The sequence below is a fragment of the Vibrio sp. SNU_ST1 genome, assembly GCF_030563405.1.
Lineage (GTDB): Bacteria > Pseudomonadota > Gammaproteobacteria > Enterobacterales > Vibrionaceae > Vibrio.
This window is the reverse complement of sequence record NZ_CP130748.1, coordinates 1,371,274-1,388,456: the sequence shown is the minus strand read 5'-3', so window position 1 is coordinate 1,388,456 and position 17,183 is coordinate 1,371,274. Positions and strand designations below refer to the sequence as shown.

Genomic DNA, 17,183 nt, shown 5'->3' with positions numbered 1-17,183 from the left:
ATGAATTATTGAAAGTATGGAAAAAGTCGCTTACGTGAGTGTCCAGTATCACTGGAGCAGATCATTTGTTATATTTTTTACCTGAGAACAATGCAACACACCCTATAACTTCCACTTTTACATCAGTAAAGTGTTCATTTAACGATGTCACCAATGAGTCTAAATCATCGTTGTTATTACTAAATATGCCTTTCTTATTGTATACACCCATCAATTTTTTAGCGAAAAAATTCAGTTTCGTACCCTTACCTAAAATTGTACTACCAAACAAAACCCCACCTTCGTTCATATGGCTTTTTAAATGCTTAAACATAATGCCTTTACCAATTAAATTTCCAGGCAAACAATGAAGTAAATAATTAACACTAATTGAGTCAAATTTTTCGATACTTAATTCAAGAGGCTCAAGTACATCCCCACAGTAAACTTCAGGTTGAAAATGACTAATTGCTTTTGAGGTTGTATCAAGACTATTTTCATTCAAATCTAGCAAAGCGATACGTTTTGTTGTTTGTGGTAGGTAATTCTTAAGGTAATAACCTGAGCCAACGCCAACATCTAAATGATTAGATGAAACTAACATTGAAAATTGCTCACTAATAAGTCTAGTTGGGCATTTCCAAAAATAGTTGTTTGATACTCCTAAAACCCAGAAATCGTATATTGATAGTACTTTCTTCGAGTAAACTGCTTGTCCAGCAATTGAGGCTTCTTGATTCATGTTAATTTCATATAGTTATAAATTATTAAAATGCAATTTATACTAAAAAGTGAAGATTGCAAATCATACCAGAGATAAAAATATAACATTTTAATAACGTGCCAGCACACATTGCTTCCGATTCAAGGCACGTTATCAATCAAAAACTTCCCTTTAGTTCTCTACTATTCAATAGCCGAGAAATAGTTGAACAACATATTCGTGCGTAACTGTGATTTAAGATCAGTCTGTTGTGGATTAGAAAATTTAGCTACATTGTTGGATCTCTAGGCATGAGGAAAAGTAAGGCAAGTTGCAGGGTTTAAAACTGAGTTCGATCCCTCTCTGGCTCACTTTTGGGCATAAATGATCTACAGCTTCCCCTAAATTAGCAATTCAGAGATAACTAAGTCGCTTAACGTAGCGTCCAGTATTGATGGTGTAGATCACTGACAAGTATACGGCTCTTCAGACAATATGCTTTTTCAAATATTTAAAATCATGCTCTCTAATGCCTCTCAATAAAAAAGCCCAAACAAAGGATTGGGCTCAATTCAATAATCATGAAGCAATTGTCATGGTGGTTATATTCCGATTAATTTCCCCAGATTTGGCTTACAAACTCTGGATGGTCAATAAACGGATTACGATTCCCTTGAAAATCATGTACTGCCTTATTTCGGTCGATTTCTTTTTGGCTTACTGGATCTTCAGAATGCCAACGCTTTAGCATAGTAAGTAGCCAAGGTTCAAAAACGGTTGTATTGGTTCCATCCAGAACGGCATCAGAGCTTGTAGAGTTCCCTTCCCAATTAGCGATTTCATTTTCATAGCGTGTTGCCATGTAGAAATATGCTCTTGCGAAATCACCTTTGAACTCATCAATTGGCTCAAACACCGTACCCACATAACCAAGAGAGTTCGCTGCACTGCCTAACTTAGAACCATTGCTTGATGTGTATGTCGCGCTACTCACCTCACCAAATGGCCAATTACTACGTTTCGAGTTAACGTAGCCGTCAGTGGCAAATAAATGGTGACCGTCAGAGTTCATTGGCTCGACTTTCCCACCAAACCAGCTTTTCGGGAATGAGTGCTCACGGTTGTAGCAATCACCTTCTTTGCTGTATTGGCCACATTGATCGGCCACCTTAGTAAATTGGATTGAATCTGAGCCTGAGGGTTTCTCCGAATACATATCGAGAATCGACCCATCGGTGTCATAGTATGCGTCTAGGTCAGCCTCAGACACCAACGTCCAAATAGCGGTGTAACCCTGACTACTATGATTATCAATAATTTGATATAAGGCCGTTTTTAACGCAAAGCCCACTTTGCCTTCAGCGTCTTTGTAATACTCACCTAAAACTGGTGGTTCAGTTGGTGGTGTAGTTGAACCACCAATCGTAAATTCTGTACTCTGACTTGCTTGGAAATCACCACCAGATGCCACAACGGTTCCGTTTACCGACAAACTGTATGAACCATTCCCCACACTGCAGCACATTCCATCTCCATAAGAGTCTGAGACTTCTAGGGTGTAGCTACCATCCGCTAAACACATTTCCACTTCATTGGTGGTATTATTTTGATAGTCTGAACCAGAATAAAGAGTTTGAGAAACTGAGTTTTTGAGAGACCAACTGGTTTCAGAACCATAGTTATCCGTCACTAGCGTGAGTGCGGCACTTGTGTCATTGCAGCTTTGTGTTGGTGGAGTTTCCGTCGGCTGAAAGTTATCTAAATACACCACTTCCGAACCATCAAAACCTGCATCATCATAAAATCGTACGCCCACAACGATATCTTTGGTGCTAGTAGCACTGTACGAGTGAGTCAATGCCTGCCACTGATTCGTTAAACCATTATTCGAGTAACCTAAATAGCCATCAACAAAAAGGCGAGCTTTCACGTTACCTTCCGTGTGGTAAACATCGACAGAGAAATCATAAGTTTTCCCTTGTTCAACACTTATCGTTTGCAGAAAATCGGTATTACTTTGAGTGCCTGTATTCACTGTTACTTGCGCAGAGAAACTGCCGTTATTAACAGGAACGTTAGAGGGTGAAACTGCAATGCCGGAGTCAATCACACTCCATCCAGATGGTACGTTTCCTTCCCAATTTTCGAAACTTCCATTTTGCATTTGCGCATGCGCACTCGCTGAACAAAGTAATGCAACGCCACTTAGTGTTATTATTCTATTTATCATATAACCTTCTGTTTAATTAGATAAAAAACCAACTAAGCTTAGAAAGTATTTAAAAGATGAATAGAGATGTACGTCACACTTATAAATGTAAGCACTGTCAGTTTTATTAATATATGTGATGTAAAGCAATACAACATCGACCTGTTAAATAAACGAATAAAAAATCTGAGCAGATTATCTGACTCAGCCTTTTTATTCTGCACAATTAGCTCACTTATCGCCAATGAGCATATCGAAGAGAATCTGTCTCGACTCTGGAGTGTTGTCTCGATGAGTTTCGTATTTTATATGCGAATTGGCATCAACAACTTTTGATAACTTGATACTCCAAAGTGCTTGTATTTGATTCGGAACAATTGAATATCGAACATCGATAATACGCAGCTCGTCTGTTGGATCTTGAGCAATATAACCATTAGAGAACCAGCGGAAGCGTTCAATATCTTTGGCTTGTTGAGAATCAGGATCAAGCCAAGGTAAATCACTGCTAACGTTCAGCTTAGCGATCGACTCTCCGGGATACGTGCTTACCGATGTACCAACCCGCACTGCGTCTACATGATAATGAGCCTCTGTTTCGTACACCACTTTCCAAACCAAGATATTAGCAAAGCTCGGTTTTGCCTCTAATCGAATCGGCGTATGTTGGCGTTCTTGTGTTAATTGCCACCCAATCGCCTCTGCCCTATCTCTTTGTATCATCCCTAATGTTGGATAAATTAGAGCCCAAGCAAACGCAACACGTGCTAGCCAAGGTGCTCGTTTCAACGTTGCAAACACAAGCAAAACTAAGATGGGCAGCGTATAAACAGGATCGATGATTGACATGGTATTCCAAGCAAAACGCGCATTAGTCAAAGGCCAAAGTAACTGCGTGCCATAAGTGGTACAAGCGTCTAACAGTGCATGAGTGCCATAACCCAAAGTACAAAACAGCCAGCTTTTCTTGAAAGTAAGCCCGCGCCTTTTTGCAATCAGGTGATGCAGAACCAAGGCACAGATCAAACTGCCAATGGGGATAAAGAAGAGTGAATGGGTAAATTGTCGATGAAATTCCAACGCCAACAAAGGGTCACTTTGAGACTTAATCAGTGCATCTAAATCTGGAGCCAATCCAGAGAGTAGCCCTAATACCCCAGCAACAACCACATGTTGTTTTTTGCTTACCGATTGTGACAAAGAAGCGCCTAACACGCCCTGCGTTAAAGGATCCATAAATCACTCACTGATAGCATTCCGTTGAATCAAACAAGTACATTTAGCTATAGCAGTGAATCCGGCTAAACAACAAGATTTTGTCAACATACTCATAGACATAATCGTATAAATGTAGACTGGCAAACAAAAAAGAGCAGCCTGATGACTGCTCTTTACTCGTTTATGGACACCTCATCAAGTGTTCATATTACGAACGGGGAAAGGTCGCTAACCATCATTAACGCGCAACCATGCTTGCTGCGATAACCACCAACAGTACTGAGAAGATCTTCTTAATCGTTGGAACCGGTAAATGATTAGTTGCTTTTGCGCCTAGCGGAGCTGTAAACCAAGACGTGCACACAATACCCAGCAGCGCAGGCAAATAAACAAAACCAGCAAAACCGTCGGTTAAAGCAAAGTGGCTGCTGCCTGAACTGATGTAACCTATCGAGCCAAACAACGCGATAACAATGCCACAAGCCGACGCACAACCAATGGCCTTTTTCATATCGACAGAGAAGAACGTCAATAGTGGAACCAGCAATGCTCCACCACCAATGCCTATCATGGCTGACAAACCACCCGTAATGGTTGTAAGAACCGTTAGTACGCCCTTGTTCGGCAGTTTTCGTTCTTTAGGCGTATCGCTTTTGCTGCTTAAGAACATCTTGATCGCAATAAGAACCACACTCACGGCAAACACAATACGAACGACTTTTTCCGGTAAAAGAGCCGCTATAAAGCCACTAATCAATGCACCCAGAGCAACACCCAACATGATCCAAGGTGCCAAATCCCAAGGCACGTTTCCATTTTTGTGGTGAGCAAGCGCAGAAGAAGTCGAGGTAAACAAGATTGATGCCAAGGAGGTCGCAATCGCTGCAACGACCACTTGGTCAGCAGGTAAAACTTCTAAGTGAAGTAAAATACTGCTTAACACAGGTACAATGATAAGCCCCCCGCCAATCCCCAAAAGCCCGGCAAGAAAACCAACACCACTGCCTAATAATGCACAGTATAAAATCAACAACAGCAACTCACTCATTTCGTCCATCTCTTAATTAAATTAATTGTCTTAAATAACGCACTATTAATGTGGTTATATTTCCATCAAGCCAATTAATATAACTGACACCACCTAATATTTTCAAACATAATAGATCATGAATATTCCTCATGTTGAATGTGAAGGAATACCATTGTTAATCATTTGTCGAACCAAGTATAAAAATACCAAGCGATTAACTTAATACCGTATTAATTTTTCATACAGTATTGCCTTCAACTATTAATCCGGTCACAAGCAAAAATAAAAGCAATTTTAATTCTAAAGACCGAGAAAGTCAGACAACAGATTGGGATATCAGATCAACATGAATACAGAATTTAATTTTACAATTAAGAGCATTAGCCTCGACGAGAACTATCAACCTGCGGACAGCACACGTATCACCACCAACTTCGCTAACTTGGCGCGTGGTGACAGCCGCCAAGCAAACTTGCGCAATGCACTGCAGATGATAGACAACAGTTTCAACGCATTAGCACACTGGGACAACCCAAAGGGCGACCGTTACTCTGTAGAGCTTGAAATCATTTCTGTTGATATGGACATTGAAAGCAACGGCGAAGCATTCCCTTCCATTGAAGTGCTGAAAACCAATATTCTAGACCGTAAAACCAACGAGCGTATTGAAGGTATTATCGGAAATAACTTTTCTTCCTATGTTCGAGATTACGACTTTAGCGTACTTCTGTTGGATCATAATAAAGGCCAAGATAAATTCACTATTCCAGAAGGTTTTGGTGATTTACACGGCAAGCTTTTTAAATATTTCGTTAACTCTGAAGCTTACAAAAAGAACTTTAATAAACCACCTGTTATTTGTTTAAGTGTTTCAGATAATAAAACCTATTACCGAACCGAGAACCAACATCCTGTGTTAGGTTTTGAATACCAACCGAATGAGTCTTCTTTGACTGAACAATACTTCAAGAAGATGGGGTTACAAGTTCGTTACTTCATGCCGCCAAACAGTGTTGCACCTCTAGCTTTCTATTTCTTTGGTGATCTACTGAACGATTACTCAAACCTAGAGCTTATCAGCACCATCAGCACCATGGGTACATTCCAAAAAATCTACCGTCCTGAGATTTACAACGCGAATGCGGTTGCAGGTAACTGCTACCAACCAAACTTGAAAAACTTGGACCACTCGCTAACTCAAATCGTGTATGACCGAGAAGAACGAAGCAAATTAGCTATCGAACAAGGTAAATTCGCAGAAGAGACTTTCATTAAGCCATACCAGTCAGTTCTAGAGAACTGGTCTGCCAACTACGCGCTTTAATCGAGCAATTACGCTCTTAAATCACCAAGGATAGGCAGTATTAATTATGAAAACATTATTACCGACTTCAACAGCAGGCAGCTTACCTAAGCCATCTTGGCTAGCACAGCCAGAGACACTTTGGTCTCCATGGAAACTAGAAGGCGACGAATTAACCGACGGCAAACAAGATGCGCTACGTGTCTCTCTTCAAGACCAGCAACAAGCCGGTATTGATATTGTGAGTGACGGCGAACAGACACGTCAGCACTTTGTAACAACCTTCATTGAACACCTGAATGGCGTGGATTTTGAAAAGCGTGAAACAGTTAAAATTCGCGACCGTTACGATGCTAGTGTACCAACAGTTGTTGGCCCTGTTTCTCGTCAAAAATCGGTTTTTGTCGAAGATGCTAAGTTCTTACGCCAGCAAACGGATCAACCAATTAAGTGGGCTCTACCGGGGCCAATGACCATGATAGATACGCTTTACGACGCGCATTACCAAAGCCGTGAAAAGCTAGCATGGGAGTTCGCAAAAATCCTTAACGAAGAAGCAAAAGAGTTAGAAGCTGCTGGTGTTGATATTATTCAGTTCGATGAGCCTGCGTTTAACGTATTTTTTGATGACGTGAATGATTGGGGTATTGCTTGTTTAGAAAGAGCCATTGAAGGGCTTAAGTGTGAAACTGCAGTTCATATTTGTTATGGCTACGGCATCAAAGCGAATACCGATTGGAAAAAGACACTAGGTACCGAGTGGCGCCAGTACGAAGAGGTATTTCCTAAGCTTCAGCAATCGAATATCGATATCATCTCATTAGAGTGTCATAACTCTCATGTACCGGTTGAATTACTTGAGCTCGTTCGAGGCAAGAAAGTCATGGTCGGTGCTATCGATGTCGCAACCAATGCGATTGAAACGCCGGAAGAAGTTGCCGACACTCTACGAGAAACACTGAAGTATGTTGATGCCGATAAGCTCTACCCGTGCACCAACTGCGGCATGGCTCCCCTTCCTCGTGAAATTGCCTCAGCTAAGCTCAATGCGCTAAGCGCTGGCGCAGAGATCGTTCGTAAAGAACTTTCAGAGTAACGGTTTATCTGGTCATCAAAACTAGCTCTCAAAGCCTAAGTCGCACATCAGCGCTTAGGCTTCAATTCAAAGCCCCATAGGGCATGCCTCGACAACGCCAAGCCACTTAAAAATACTTACTCGAAATGTGTTCCTAAAATCAGTTCCATTTCAACGAGTCCTTTCACTTCAGACAACTGAGTAAAACCTTTTGATTGATAAAGCTTAATGGCGGGATTCTCACTGAACACGCGCAACACTAACTGAGCCGATGATTGATTGTTCGCATGTTCAATAACTAGATCCAGACACTTCGAACCAAAGCCTCTACCTTGATATTCAGCTAATATCTGCAAGTCCCTAAGAAACGTTGTATCACTAGTGTAACTGAAGCGGATAACACCAATACGGCTATCCCCTACATAAACTTCATAGTTATCCAGTTCATCCCAGCTGCGTAAAAACTGACGATGACCCCAAGCGATGCCACGAGCCTGATAGTAACTCGCCATATTCGTTTTGGTGATTGATTCAGCGAACTTAGGGTCTGAGGCTTTGACTAACCTTACTTCCATACTCTGTCCTTGTTTTAAATCACACCTGAGTACTGCATTGAAAAATGCCACATATGTTGAATCATTTTAGAAAGGTTAGTTATGTACATTCATGCCAACTGTACTCCATTTGACGCGCTACTTTCGAGGAAAATTGCAGACCGTAATGTACTGATACTAAATGTAAGCTCATATCTATACCTGCAGAAATCCCTCCAGAAGTTGTGAATTTACCTGATGTCACCCATCGTTTATCACTGATCACATTTAAACATGGAAACTGTAACGCTAAGTCAGAAATATCTTCCCAATGAGTAGTGACTGCTAATCCCTCAAGTAAACCAGCTTTAGCCAAAAGAAACGCACCAGTACAAACAGACGCTACTTGCGAGGCTGAACCTGAAACAGAAGCTAACCAATCGAGTACATTTCGTTTGTTCATTTCGTCAGTGTGCACACCACCAACGACCATTAATAAATCGATCTTTGGATGATTGTTTAATGAATAGTCAGCCAATACCTTGAAACCGCCACGAGCTATAACGGGTCCCGCATTTTCGGAGATTAAGAATACATTTAGATCTTCAGCACCTAAACGCTTTGCAGTGCTAAAAACTTCAAATGGGCCAGAGAAGTCGAGAACTTCTATAGATTCCGATGTTCATTGCACCTCCATGTACAACTTCATTGATAGCTAGAATTTACCATAAACATCTTGTTCGGCTAATTCATACAACCCATTAAGGGTTCTTAACTTTACCTATTTTAGTCAGGATGCCTTTGCCCTTCTCATAAACAAGAGATAAACCAAAGTAGACTGAAACCCACAAGACAAAATCAAGAGCGGCTAACTTGATATCAAGTGGATCTGAAAATATGTTATAGGTGTGCCCAAACTTTGCTTCAATTGATTTAACTAAAATCACTGTAGCGATAAAAATCACAATCCTCATGGGTTTCCCTATCTATACGTTTAAACTAAATCGTACACATGCGTGTGGATATTGTTTAAGTTATTCCAAGTATATAATGCGTTTATGGCCCTACATGTCATTGGCTTTTTCTATAAACCAAGTGCCTTTACACGGGCCATTGGTTAAATGCCAACGACCATCAAATCTATTGCTACTGCCATGTGCTGAAAATCGATAATCCCACTGGCGATGCTTGGCATATAAACGTAAGTCTCCACTTTCAGAAACCCAACCTTGTAACGGAGTTCCGTTGTAAGTAAGCCTGAGCGTGGCTTTACCGTCACGAATAGATCCTGTGATGGTGGTACGTTCACACATATTATTACCCGTAGTATTAATACGTCGACCTAGCCACTCACCGTCGAAATCGGTAGAAGGAACAAATTGGGGACCATCAGGAAGTTTAGGAAACGACTCGGAATTATTGGCCCCGAACCATTGCTGTTCACGCCCAACGAGACAGAACACGATAAAGCCAATCGATATTGCTATCACATATCCTTTTTTCATATCGCCTCATCTGATACGAATGGCAACACCACTCTAAAATTAAAAATTAACACAATGAAAAATTGCAGTTTCTAACACCTATCATTGTGCTCCACTCGTTATGATAGGTGTTCTATACCCAACTCTCGTTGTTTACGTTTACTTAAACCACTAGCAACAATACGATAAGACTCAGACAAGTAATACTTTAGGTCATCGTCTAATTGACCGGAAGTCTCAACTTGCTGTATCCATTTCATCCCACGGTTAGCAAAGTACGGAGCCGGTTTATAACCCTCACAATCACTGAGGAAGTCGTAATTTAAGTTGGATGTCTTAAAAGTGAATGCCGCTTTTTTGTCATCACTCCAACCACCAATGGCAAAGACTTTACCACCCACCTTCCAGACATCTGAATTACCCCATTGAACGACATGACTCGTCCCAGTAAATGTCCCGCAAAAATGGTTAAACTCATCGTAATTCATACTCATTTCCTTATGCACACAACATCAAATTAAGTGGCTAACGTCAGTTCTTGTATGTCAATTAGATCGACTTCCCTACCTAATATTCGCTTGTACTCTACTAAATGATGAACTGGGATAACTGGCAACTCGATACCGAGATAGCTTTTAATGACTGACTCTGAAAAATCGATTTCGAGTTGATGCCAAGATCCATCTAGAGCCGACTGTATCTTCGTATTATGAGATAAACCAATTTCAATTTTTTGATCTTGGTAAATCAACTGGAAATACTCGAGATCCCAACCGTATTCTGCATAGTGAATTAACGGCTTAGATATGAATTGCGATACGTGAGCCAAAACCTTATTTGCGTCGAAGTTGTGGATATAAAGGTCTATGTCTGCGATTTCACGACTGCCACCATGTATCGTTGCAGCTAGCCCTCCGACGATTTGATACTCAACACCATCAGCATCCAAGAGTTCTTTGAGCCACTTCAGTGCTACTTTCACTTTTTCACTCATCTAATTCCCTTAGCTGAATTTTCCCTATACCAAAACATCTAATTGAGCAGCAATCATCAGTTATAGATGCCGTGTACGTTTGTTATGCCTCTATTTCAACTTAAATGGCTCTTTGAATATTCAAACAATTTGAAATCGTCTGATTGGTCTGGCTGAACTTCACCGACTTTGATATATCCTAATTTTTCGTAGAAATGGTGGTTTCTGTAGGACTGATAAGGGGTGAACAAAGTCCAGTTTGCGATATGCGAATACTGGTGTTCAATAAGGCTCATGGCTTGAGAGCCAATATGTTTATTTTGATACTGAACATCAATGTAGAAATATCGGATCTCAATACTGCTCTGCTCACCACATTCTACGCAAATTGCCCCAGCATAGTCGCTGTTGTACAGCACTTTATAAAAGTTGCCTTTACTAACCTCAGTTTGGAACCACTCTGTTGATTCTATGTTTGGCGGGAACGCACCATATTTTTCCACATCGTCTGCAAATGCGCTGAGTGCGGACCTCTGCAACTGTTGGATATCGGCAGTGCTGGCAAGTTCAAGTTGGAGGGAGATATCCGGCATAATTATCCTTAATTCATATACTTTCGACCGAGTGCCCATTTATGTAACGCATTGTACCAGCGCAACATTTTCCTTTAGCACATAGATATTATGGAAATATAAACCATTCACACTGCCAATAAAATCGCCAACTTACCAAGATCAAGCATAGCTCTCATGCTTCAGCCTTTGTGCTAGCGAACCAATAAGCTCATTAGCTTTAGACTTAAATACTTCTGGCCAAATAACACTATTCTCGTTTTCAGATTTTAAAGTAAGCGGGACAACCCATAACGTAAGCTTAGGTGGCGATTATTTATCAAAGTCAAAGCTGCACTCAACCGCCTTATCAGAACCATCATGAGCAGGATAAATCAAAAACAGATCCCCTTCTCCCCCTAGGTATTTATTGTCGTAGGCAAACATTTGATACATGTCAGACTGCGATATACCGTAATTAGAAGCGGTTAGGTTAATAAGCTTCCATTTGGTATCTAAAATCACTGTGGTATCTATCATTTCTGGCGTTTCTGGCGACTTAGGAGACTTAGTGAGCATTAAATCAGGGCGAAGTTGGAACTGGCGTTCACCATTTGGTGAACTAAATATTCAGACTTAACTTGCGTGCTAAGAGTAACGCCATCAGCTAAGTTCCTGCGTAATATCGACGCAACATAGCTTTCAAACACAGACTCCATAGGGAAAAGTAAAGACTGCGCATTCGCCGTACTTTTCATGCTAAGAGGTGAAAAGCCTAGTCCTTTACGTTGTAAGTACCGATCTGACTTAGAACTTCACATACCACGCGTTAGGAATCACTTTTGAATAATCTCGACTTACTTTTCTAACAAACGACACTGGTACTCTGCGACACATTTTAGTTCTGCAGAATGTTCAGGGAATCGTTCGTGAAGAAGACACAATGCATCCGTTGGTCTTGGTCTTGGTCTTGGTCTGGCGTAGCGTATGAGTTTTCAACTTAAGTCAGCAACCCGTGTGTTAATCACTGAGTACTAAAGCCTGAACGACTAAAAGAGATAGGTAATATATGCACCGAAAGATTACAGCTTTCAAAGAAAAAATCCTTCAGAAAGCGTCCTTCGGTGCATACAATTTCAAGCGACTGACATAAATGACTAACGTAAATGGCTAACGCAAGAGCCTAACGTAAGCGTCTCAACACAACCTGCTGGTCGAGCTCATTCTGATAGTCCGTGTAATCAAGCCCTTGATCAAATATGTACTCAGTGACAAGAGTACGAATGCATTCAACTAACGTGCTTGCTTGCCAAGGCTTTTCAAAGTAACGGTCGATGCCTGCTGCATTAATCGCATTGATGGTATCGGTATGAGTGGCCTGCCCCGTAAGAAGAATTTTCTTTGTATTCGGAAAGCGGCGGTCATGGAACACTTCAGTGAGTAACTCGACACCCGTTTTCCCTGGCATCACATGATCAGACACGATGACGGTAATGTGTTCGCCTTCTGCGTCAAGTTCATCAATGAGATCAAGCACTTCTTGTGCTGATTCACAATCTTCAATATTCAGCCAGCTCGCCAGCGGCTCTAAATCTTGTACCACTGCGCTCAGTACTTCTCTCTGGTCATCGACACAGATTAAATTAAGCTTCTCCATGTTCACCCTCTATTGGTAACTTGATTCTAAATACAGTTTTAGAAGCATCACTTTTCACAACGATACTTCCGCCATAACCCGCCACAATCCGCTTAACTATTGATAAACCCAAGCCCAATCCAAACGATAAACCACCTTTTTTAGTGGTGAAGTTGGGCTGAAATACCTTTCTACGAGTCACCTCGTCTATCTCAGGGCCGTTATTCGTGATCGTAACTAATATTCTTTTCTTACTTAATCTGGTTTGAATTTCTATTGCAGCATCGTCTGAATTCGACATTGCATCACAAGCATTTTTTACAATATTGACCCAAATCTGAACAAGCTCTGTTTTCGAGCCTTTAAAAGTCGGCAAATCTGCAGGGCTCAATCGCACAGACACTCTACGTAACTCACTTTGTAACAACGATAAGGCATGGTTAATGGAGTCATTAATATCAACCGCTTCTTCGGTGTCAATATCAACTCTGCCAAGTTGTTTAACCGATTTTACGATGCCGACGGTGTGTCTAGATGCCAAACGTAAATCATGTAAATCACAGCCCATCTGCCAAAAACGAATCGCTTCTTCTGGGTTTTTCAGCCAATGCTTTGAAATAACGTCTGTTGCAGATAAAGCGTCAATTGGAATCGCCTTTGCAAGAGAGCGAGCAATGTTTTTGTCTAAACCATATTTTCTTTCAAATTGTCGCCCACGTGTTCGTGCTTCTAACGACGACGTTTTCTGACCATGCATTAACCCAAAATCGAAAAATTGACTGGCTTCTGGATGCACTTCTTCGAGCAGATCCATGATGACCGTTTCAAGTCGGCCAGACTTACTATTTACTACACCAATAGCGTTGTTAAGCTCATGGGCAATCCCTGCAGCCAATTGACCCAAGGTCGTCATTTGCTCAGCAGTATGTAACTTCTCTAGCGCTTTTTGTTTCGCTATCGCTTCTTGTGTTGCACGGCGTTGACGACGCGACAACTCATTGACAATCACAGGTGTGAACTGTGCGGTAAGAGGACCAAACTTACGTTCATCTTCTGCAGGCGTGTCTTTATCGATCCACGCTAACTCAACATCGGTTTTAGCGACAACCGTTGAAGATGCTGTCCAATTACCTGAAAAGAAGCTATGAACGCCTATAAAAGCCCCACTACCCGCGCTAAATACTCGCACTTGCGGTGTATTCGCTTCAGAATAAAACCCTTCCAGTTCTCCACTAAACACATAATACAAACGAGTGTTTAACGCTGATTGTTCAATAATGGTGTTACCGGCACGGCACGTCACCCGACGTTCTGTCTGATTAAAATAACGATCGATAAGTGCTTCTACCTTTTGTTGATACACGTATCGTTATCCTATGTGACCAATTGAATGTAGCACCCACACCATAACAAAACTCAGTAGCACACCAACCACACCCAAAATAATACCGATTCTGGCCATTTGATTACTTTGCACATGACCAGTGGCATGAGCCAACGCATTCGGTGGCGTACTGATTGGCAGCGACATACCTAATGAAGCGGCAAAAGTCACAACCAGAATTAACGTTAACTCACCGCCTAGTGGCGTGAGTGAAGCCATAGACGAACCTAAAGCAGCCATAATTGGCATTAACAAGTTAGCCGTTGCGGTATGGGACATAAAGTTTGCCATTACCAAGCACAAGAACGCCGCTCCGAACAACACCACATAGGGTGAGTAGGTATCAAACGGAATACTGTGTACCACAAGCTTTGCTAAGCCAGTTTTATCGAGAGCTAAACCAAGCGCAATACCTCCTGATACAAGCCACAGTACGTCCCAAGAAATCTTTTTCAGGTCTTCTTTATTGATGATCCCTGTGAGTGAGAACACAGCGACAGGAATCAGGGCGACGGTATAAGAGTTCATGCCATGGCTTGAGCCCATTAACCAAAGAATGATGGTCAGCGCAAAAGTAACGTATACCGCAATGGCTTTGGGCGTTTTAAGGAATTTACCTTTGATGCTTAGCTCGATTTTCTTTTGGTCAGCTTTGTACATAAAGCCTATTAAAAACCACGCTAACGCCATCATAATAACGACAAACGGCACACCAAATGCCATCCATTCACCAAACGTAATTAGGTTGTCGCCAACTAAATATTTAAGTGCGATAGCGTTCGGAGGGGTTCCTATCGGGGTGCCAATGCCACCGATGTTAGCAGCAACAGGAATACAAAGCGCAAACGCTACACGACCGGGGTCTTTCGGACCAAACACAGCCAGTACCGGAGTTAAAATAGATAGCATCATTGCCGTTGTTGCCGTGTTAGACATAAACATCGAAAAGATGCCAGTGATCAACATTAAGCCGAGCATCACAAACTTTGGATCTTGTCCAAATGGCTTCAACAACACGCGAGCTAAGTTTACGTCTAATCGATATTTAGTGGCAGCCATCGCTAAGAAGAAACCACCCAAAAACAGCATGATGATTGGGCTGGCGAATGTCGCCATGATATCGCTGTATTTTAACAGCTCACCAAAATGTTCTTCCCCATGCTCAAACCTTAAAAAGATCAGCCCTTTATCCGACAACATCAACAGTTGCAGAACGATAATAACAACAGACGTCGCGTAAATCGGGATAGGCTCGAACACCCAGCACAATGCCGCTAATAAAAAGATCGCGATAACGCGTTGTTGAATAATCGTAAGGCCTTCAAATGGAAACGCTGATAGCGGCATTACGAGGATAATGAAAGGAATTAAAATAGGGATAATGTATTTAATATAGGGGCGCATAGCACAAAAACTCTTCCCGAGATAACAATTACTTAGAAATTAGATTTACAGTTCTAATTTGGATCCGACAACGAATTATCGAACTCTTATCACTACCTCACTATCGGCTAGATCAATGATTACGTGATCACGATATCCCCTTTTTCGATTCTGTGCGCTACCTCTACGTTTGTATGTCATTTATTGTTGCAATTAAATTCAGGTGAGTGGTTTCTACGTTCCTAGTCATAATCCGTTCCAGTTATTCTAGATACTGTCAGAACAGGTCAGTCACTTAAAGTCACGTCCATAAATTAAGGACCACTTCTGATAAAAGCGCTGAACAAGCTCGTTGGGGGTTGATGGATGCTGGCACTGCTATAAAGTGCCTTTTCCAATAATTGGTCGCTTGTCATGCTTCCTCCGTGAAACTAACGATGAATAGAGATGGTGGTTATGAAACTAGCATCTTTGAGAGATATATCGACTCAAATGGTTCTCTATAAACTCGATATCTGCACGATAAAAGTCATCAAGAGGAATCGCTGAGCGCTCTAGCCAATAGAAAGTTTGCTGTCTTTCTGCGTCGACCACTTTAGGCTCATCATTCTGATCCAAGCGCAAAACTACATAATGAATCTCACCGCCGAAGTTATTGATAGCTTGATGAGTGCCGAGAAGTTGTAAATCTTTAAGACCTGTTTCTTCCCACAACTCTCTAATTGCAGCTTGGCTACCCGACTCACCGGGATCAACTGAACCTCCAGGGAACTCAAATACCATACCTTGGCGAGGTCTAAAACGGTTTTGGATTAAGACTTTCCCTTCTCTTACAACCACGGCCATAGCTATGTTTTTCATGTGGCTTTCCTTGTTACTCTGCAAGCAAAAAATGCCAAGCATTGTGAATCAAGCTAAACTAGCTAAACTACTTGTTAGTGTATTTTAGTAATACCATTTTGGTGTGCTTTTATACTGATTGCCTATACTTATCAAAGCCTCTGCATCTTTGATACTTGTAGTATCCGTAAGACACTTTACGGCTAAAATTACGCAAATAAGGCTAGCTAACGAACAAAGTGCCCAAAGTACCCCATTGATAAGTACGTAATTGGTGTGAAAAATTGTATCTATGTTAAACGAACGATATACATACAACCCAATAAAACCAGCAATCATTGCGAAGAACCAATATAAAATAAGATTTCGAATTGGTCTTATGTACTTTTCCAAACGCCTTTTCTTCAAGCATTGATATTTATCTTCGTAAACCAGTCGACCTTTAGCCGTTTTCAAATACTTGTTTGAGTTTCGGTATAGGTTTATAGCTTTTGTCGGTGCTTCAAAAGCAAGTAAAGCTATTATGGTTTCATAATCAACACGCACCTTGAATTGATTAATAAATAGCTGCTCAGCGATGAGTCTGTTACTAATGTTCTCAGTTCCACTTAACACTTTAGAAAGAGCTTCTAAACTTTGGACTTTGTAAGAACGATTAGAATGCAGTATGTGGTGAAAAAGTTTTATAAGCGGTAAGAAAGCCAGAATTGTATACATGCTAACCACCCACAAAGGAGTCTCCTGCACACCATCAATCATTATCTATATCCCTAGTTAACATAGCTAATTCCCAATTAAGGTATGAGGGAAGCAATACCGATGCCTCCACATATCACCTTAATCACTAAAATCAACGCATAGTAAAAATACCACGCGTGCCGA

The 17,183-nt window shown here is 41.3% G+C and carries 18 protein-coding genes and 1 pseudogene; 2 read left to right on the top strand and 17 right to left on the bottom strand.

What is annotated here, in order from left to right:
• Positions 1–61: 61 nt before the first annotated feature.
• The 4 genes from Q5H80_RS06065 to Q5H80_RS06050 all read right to left on the bottom strand — a co-directional run bounded on the left by Q5H80_RS06065 (position 62) and on the right by Q5H80_RS06050 (position 5,157).
• Positions 62–721 carry a bifunctional 2-polyprenyl-6-hydroxyphenol methylase/3-demethylubiquinol 3-O-methyltransferase UbiG gene (locus Q5H80_RS06065; protein ID WP_017101948.1) on the bottom strand — a complete coding sequence of 220 codons (660 nt, stop codon included), beginning with the start codon at positions 719–721 and terminating at the stop codon, positions 62–64.
• 574 nt (positions 722–1,295) lie between these two features.
• Entirely contained in the window at positions 1,296–2,912 is a 1,617-nt protein-coding gene (locus Q5H80_RS06060; RefSeq protein ID WP_304569232.1) for an endonuclease, read from the bottom strand.
• A gap of 210 nt (positions 2,913–3,122) precedes the next feature.
• Positions 3,123–4,127 carry a metal-dependent hydrolase gene (locus Q5H80_RS06055; RefSeq protein WP_304569231.1) on the bottom strand — a complete coding sequence of 335 codons (1,005 nt, stop codon included), beginning with the start codon at positions 4,125–4,127 and terminating at the stop codon, positions 3,123–3,125.
• Positions 4,128–4,347: 220 nt separating this feature from the next.
• On the bottom strand, positions 4,348–5,157 hold the full coding sequence (locus Q5H80_RS06050) for a sulfite exporter TauE/SafE family protein (RefSeq protein WP_304569230.1): 810 nt from the start codon (positions 5,155–5,157) through the stop codon (positions 4,348–4,350).
• Positions 5,158–5,485: 328 nt separating this feature from the next.
• Between Q5H80_RS06050 and Q5H80_RS06045 the strand changes: the two genes are divergently transcribed.
• Together Q5H80_RS06045 and Q5H80_RS06040 are read left to right on the top strand one after the other, a co-directional pair.
• Entirely contained in the window at positions 5,486–6,463 is a 978-nt protein-coding gene (locus tag Q5H80_RS06045; RefSeq protein WP_304569229.1) for a DUF1852 domain-containing protein, read from the top strand.
• 46 nt (positions 6,464–6,509) lie between these two features.
• Complete coding sequence (locus tag Q5H80_RS06040; RefSeq protein WP_304569228.1) at positions 6,510–7,538, top strand: methionine synthase; 1,029 nt, start codon at positions 6,510–6,512, stop codon at positions 7,536–7,538.
• A gap of 116 nt (positions 7,539–7,654) precedes the next feature.
• On the opposite strand, the gene Q5H80_RS06035 is transcribed toward Q5H80_RS06040, so the two are convergent.
• The 13 genes and pseudogenes from Q5H80_RS06035 to Q5H80_RS05975 all read right to left on the bottom strand — a co-directional run bounded on the left by Q5H80_RS06035 (position 7,655) and on the right by Q5H80_RS05975 (position 17,060).
• Entirely contained in the window at positions 7,655–8,092 is a 438-nt protein-coding gene (locus tag Q5H80_RS06035; RefSeq protein ID WP_304569227.1) for an N-acetyltransferase, read from the bottom strand.
• A gap of 79 nt (positions 8,093–8,171) precedes the next feature.
• A complete protein-coding gene (locus Q5H80_RS06030) occupies positions 8,172–8,720 on the bottom strand; it encodes a DJ-1/PfpI family protein (RefSeq protein ID WP_369809716.1) in 549 nt (182 codons plus the stop codon).
• Between the two features lie 91 nt (positions 8,721–8,811).
• On the bottom strand, positions 8,812–9,024 hold the full coding sequence (locus Q5H80_RS06025; RefSeq protein ID WP_304569226.1) for a hypothetical protein: 213 nt from the start codon (positions 9,022–9,024) through the stop codon (positions 8,812–8,814).
• A 90-nt stretch (positions 9,025–9,114) separates the two neighbouring features.
• Positions 9,115–9,555 carry a hypothetical protein gene (locus tag Q5H80_RS06020; protein WP_304569225.1) on the bottom strand — a complete coding sequence of 147 codons (441 nt, stop codon included), beginning with the start codon at positions 9,553–9,555 and terminating at the stop codon, positions 9,115–9,117.
• 98 nt (positions 9,556–9,653) lie between these two features.
• The gene (locus tag Q5H80_RS06015) at positions 9,654–10,022 is read right to left on the bottom strand and encodes an MmcQ/YjbR family DNA-binding protein (RefSeq protein ID WP_304569224.1); all 369 of its coding nucleotides are present in this window, start codon (positions 10,020–10,022) and stop codon (positions 9,654–9,656) included.
• Positions 10,023–10,051: 29 nt separating this feature from the next.
• Positions 10,052–10,528 carry a MazG-related protein gene (locus Q5H80_RS06010; RefSeq protein WP_304569223.1) on the bottom strand — a complete coding sequence of 159 codons (477 nt, stop codon included), beginning with the start codon at positions 10,526–10,528 and terminating at the stop codon, positions 10,052–10,054.
• Positions 10,529–10,623: 95 nt separating this feature from the next.
• Positions 10,624–11,100 carry a GNAT family N-acetyltransferase gene (locus tag Q5H80_RS06005; protein ID WP_102582973.1) on the bottom strand — a complete coding sequence of 159 codons (477 nt, stop codon included), beginning with the start codon at positions 11,098–11,100 and terminating at the stop codon, positions 10,624–10,626.
• 291 nt (positions 11,101–11,391) lie between these two features.
• Positions 11,392–11,777: pseudogene (locus Q5H80_RS06000) on the bottom strand (hypothetical protein).
• Between the two features lie 464 nt (positions 11,778–12,241).
• Complete coding sequence (locus tag Q5H80_RS05995; protein ID WP_304569222.1) at positions 12,242–12,715, bottom strand: response regulator; 474 nt, start codon at positions 12,713–12,715, stop codon at positions 12,242–12,244.
• Positions 12,702–14,057, bottom strand: coding sequence for an ATP-binding protein (locus Q5H80_RS05990; RefSeq protein ID WP_304569221.1), 1,356 nt, complete (start codon positions 14,055–14,057; stop codon positions 12,702–12,704). Before Q5H80_RS05990 ends, Q5H80_RS05995 begins: the two co-directional genes overlap by 14 nt.
• Before the next feature lie 6 nt (positions 14,058–14,063).
• Positions 14,064–15,482 carry an SLC13 family permease gene (locus Q5H80_RS05985; protein WP_304569220.1) on the bottom strand — a complete coding sequence of 473 codons (1,419 nt, stop codon included), beginning with the start codon at positions 15,480–15,482 and terminating at the stop codon, positions 14,064–14,066.
• Between the two features lie 441 nt (positions 15,483–15,923).
• Positions 15,924–16,322 carry an NUDIX hydrolase gene (locus Q5H80_RS05980; RefSeq protein ID WP_304569219.1) on the bottom strand — a complete coding sequence of 133 codons (399 nt, stop codon included), beginning with the start codon at positions 16,320–16,322 and terminating at the stop codon, positions 15,924–15,926.
• An 84-nt stretch (positions 16,323–16,406) separates the two neighbouring features.
• Entirely contained in the window at positions 16,407–17,060 is a 654-nt protein-coding gene (locus Q5H80_RS05975; protein ID WP_304569218.1) for a hypothetical protein, read from the bottom strand.
• Between the last annotated feature and the right edge of the window lie 123 nt (positions 17,061–17,183).

Excerpts from the sequence above, each read along its gene's own strand:
- Q5H80_RS06065 (WP_017101948.1), bottom strand. The coding sequence starts at position 721 with ATGAATCAAGAAGCCTCAATTGCTGGACAAGCAGTTTACTCGAAGAAA.
- Q5H80_RS06060 (WP_304569232.1), bottom strand. The coding sequence starts at position 2,912 with ATGATAAATAGAATAATAACACTAAGTGGCGTTGCATTACTTTGTTCA.
- Q5H80_RS06055 (WP_304569231.1), bottom strand. The coding sequence starts at position 4,127 with ATGGATCCTTTAACGCAGGGCGTGTTAGGCGCTTCTTTGTCACAATCG.
- Q5H80_RS06050 (WP_304569230.1), bottom strand. The coding sequence starts at position 5,157 with ATGAGTGAGTTGCTGTTGTTGATTTTATACTGTGCATTATTAGGCAGT.
- Q5H80_RS06045 (WP_304569229.1), top strand. The coding sequence starts at position 5,486 with ATGAATACAGAATTTAATTTTACAATTAAGAGCATTAGCCTCGACGAG.
- Q5H80_RS06040 (WP_304569228.1), top strand. The coding sequence starts at position 6,510 with ATGAAAACATTATTACCGACTTCAACAGCAGGCAGCTTACCTAAGCCA.
- Q5H80_RS06035 (WP_304569227.1), bottom strand. The coding sequence starts at position 8,092 with ATGGAAGTAAGGTTAGTCAAAGCCTCAGACCCTAAGTTCGCTGAATCA.
- Q5H80_RS06025 (WP_304569226.1), bottom strand. The coding sequence starts at position 9,024 with ATGAGGATTGTGATTTTTATCGCTACAGTGATTTTAGTTAAATCAATT.
- Q5H80_RS06020 (WP_304569225.1), bottom strand. The coding sequence starts at position 9,555 with ATGAAAAAAGGATATGTGATAGCAATATCGATTGGCTTTATCGTGTTC.
- Q5H80_RS06015 (WP_304569224.1), bottom strand. The coding sequence starts at position 10,022 with ATGAATTACGATGAGTTTAACCATTTTTGCGGGACATTTACTGGGACG.
- Q5H80_RS06010 (WP_304569223.1), bottom strand. The coding sequence starts at position 10,528 with ATGAGTGAAAAAGTGAAAGTAGCACTGAAGTGGCTCAAAGAACTCTTG.
- Q5H80_RS06005 (WP_102582973.1), bottom strand. The coding sequence starts at position 11,100 with ATGCCGGATATCTCCCTCCAACTTGAACTTGCCAGCACTGCCGATATC.
- Q5H80_RS05995 (WP_304569222.1), bottom strand. The coding sequence starts at position 12,715 with ATGGAGAAGCTTAATTTAATCTGTGTCGATGACCAGAGAGAAGTACTG.
- Q5H80_RS05985 (WP_304569220.1), bottom strand. The coding sequence starts at position 15,482 with ATGCGCCCCTATATTAAATACATTATCCCTATTTTAATTCCTTTCATT.
- Q5H80_RS05980 (WP_304569219.1), bottom strand. The coding sequence starts at position 16,322 with ATGAAAAACATAGCTATGGCCGTGGTTGTAAGAGAAGGGAAAGTCTTA.
- Q5H80_RS05975 (WP_304569218.1), bottom strand. The coding sequence starts at position 17,060 with ATGATTGATGGTGTGCAGGAGACTCCTTTGTGGGTGGTTAGCATGTAT.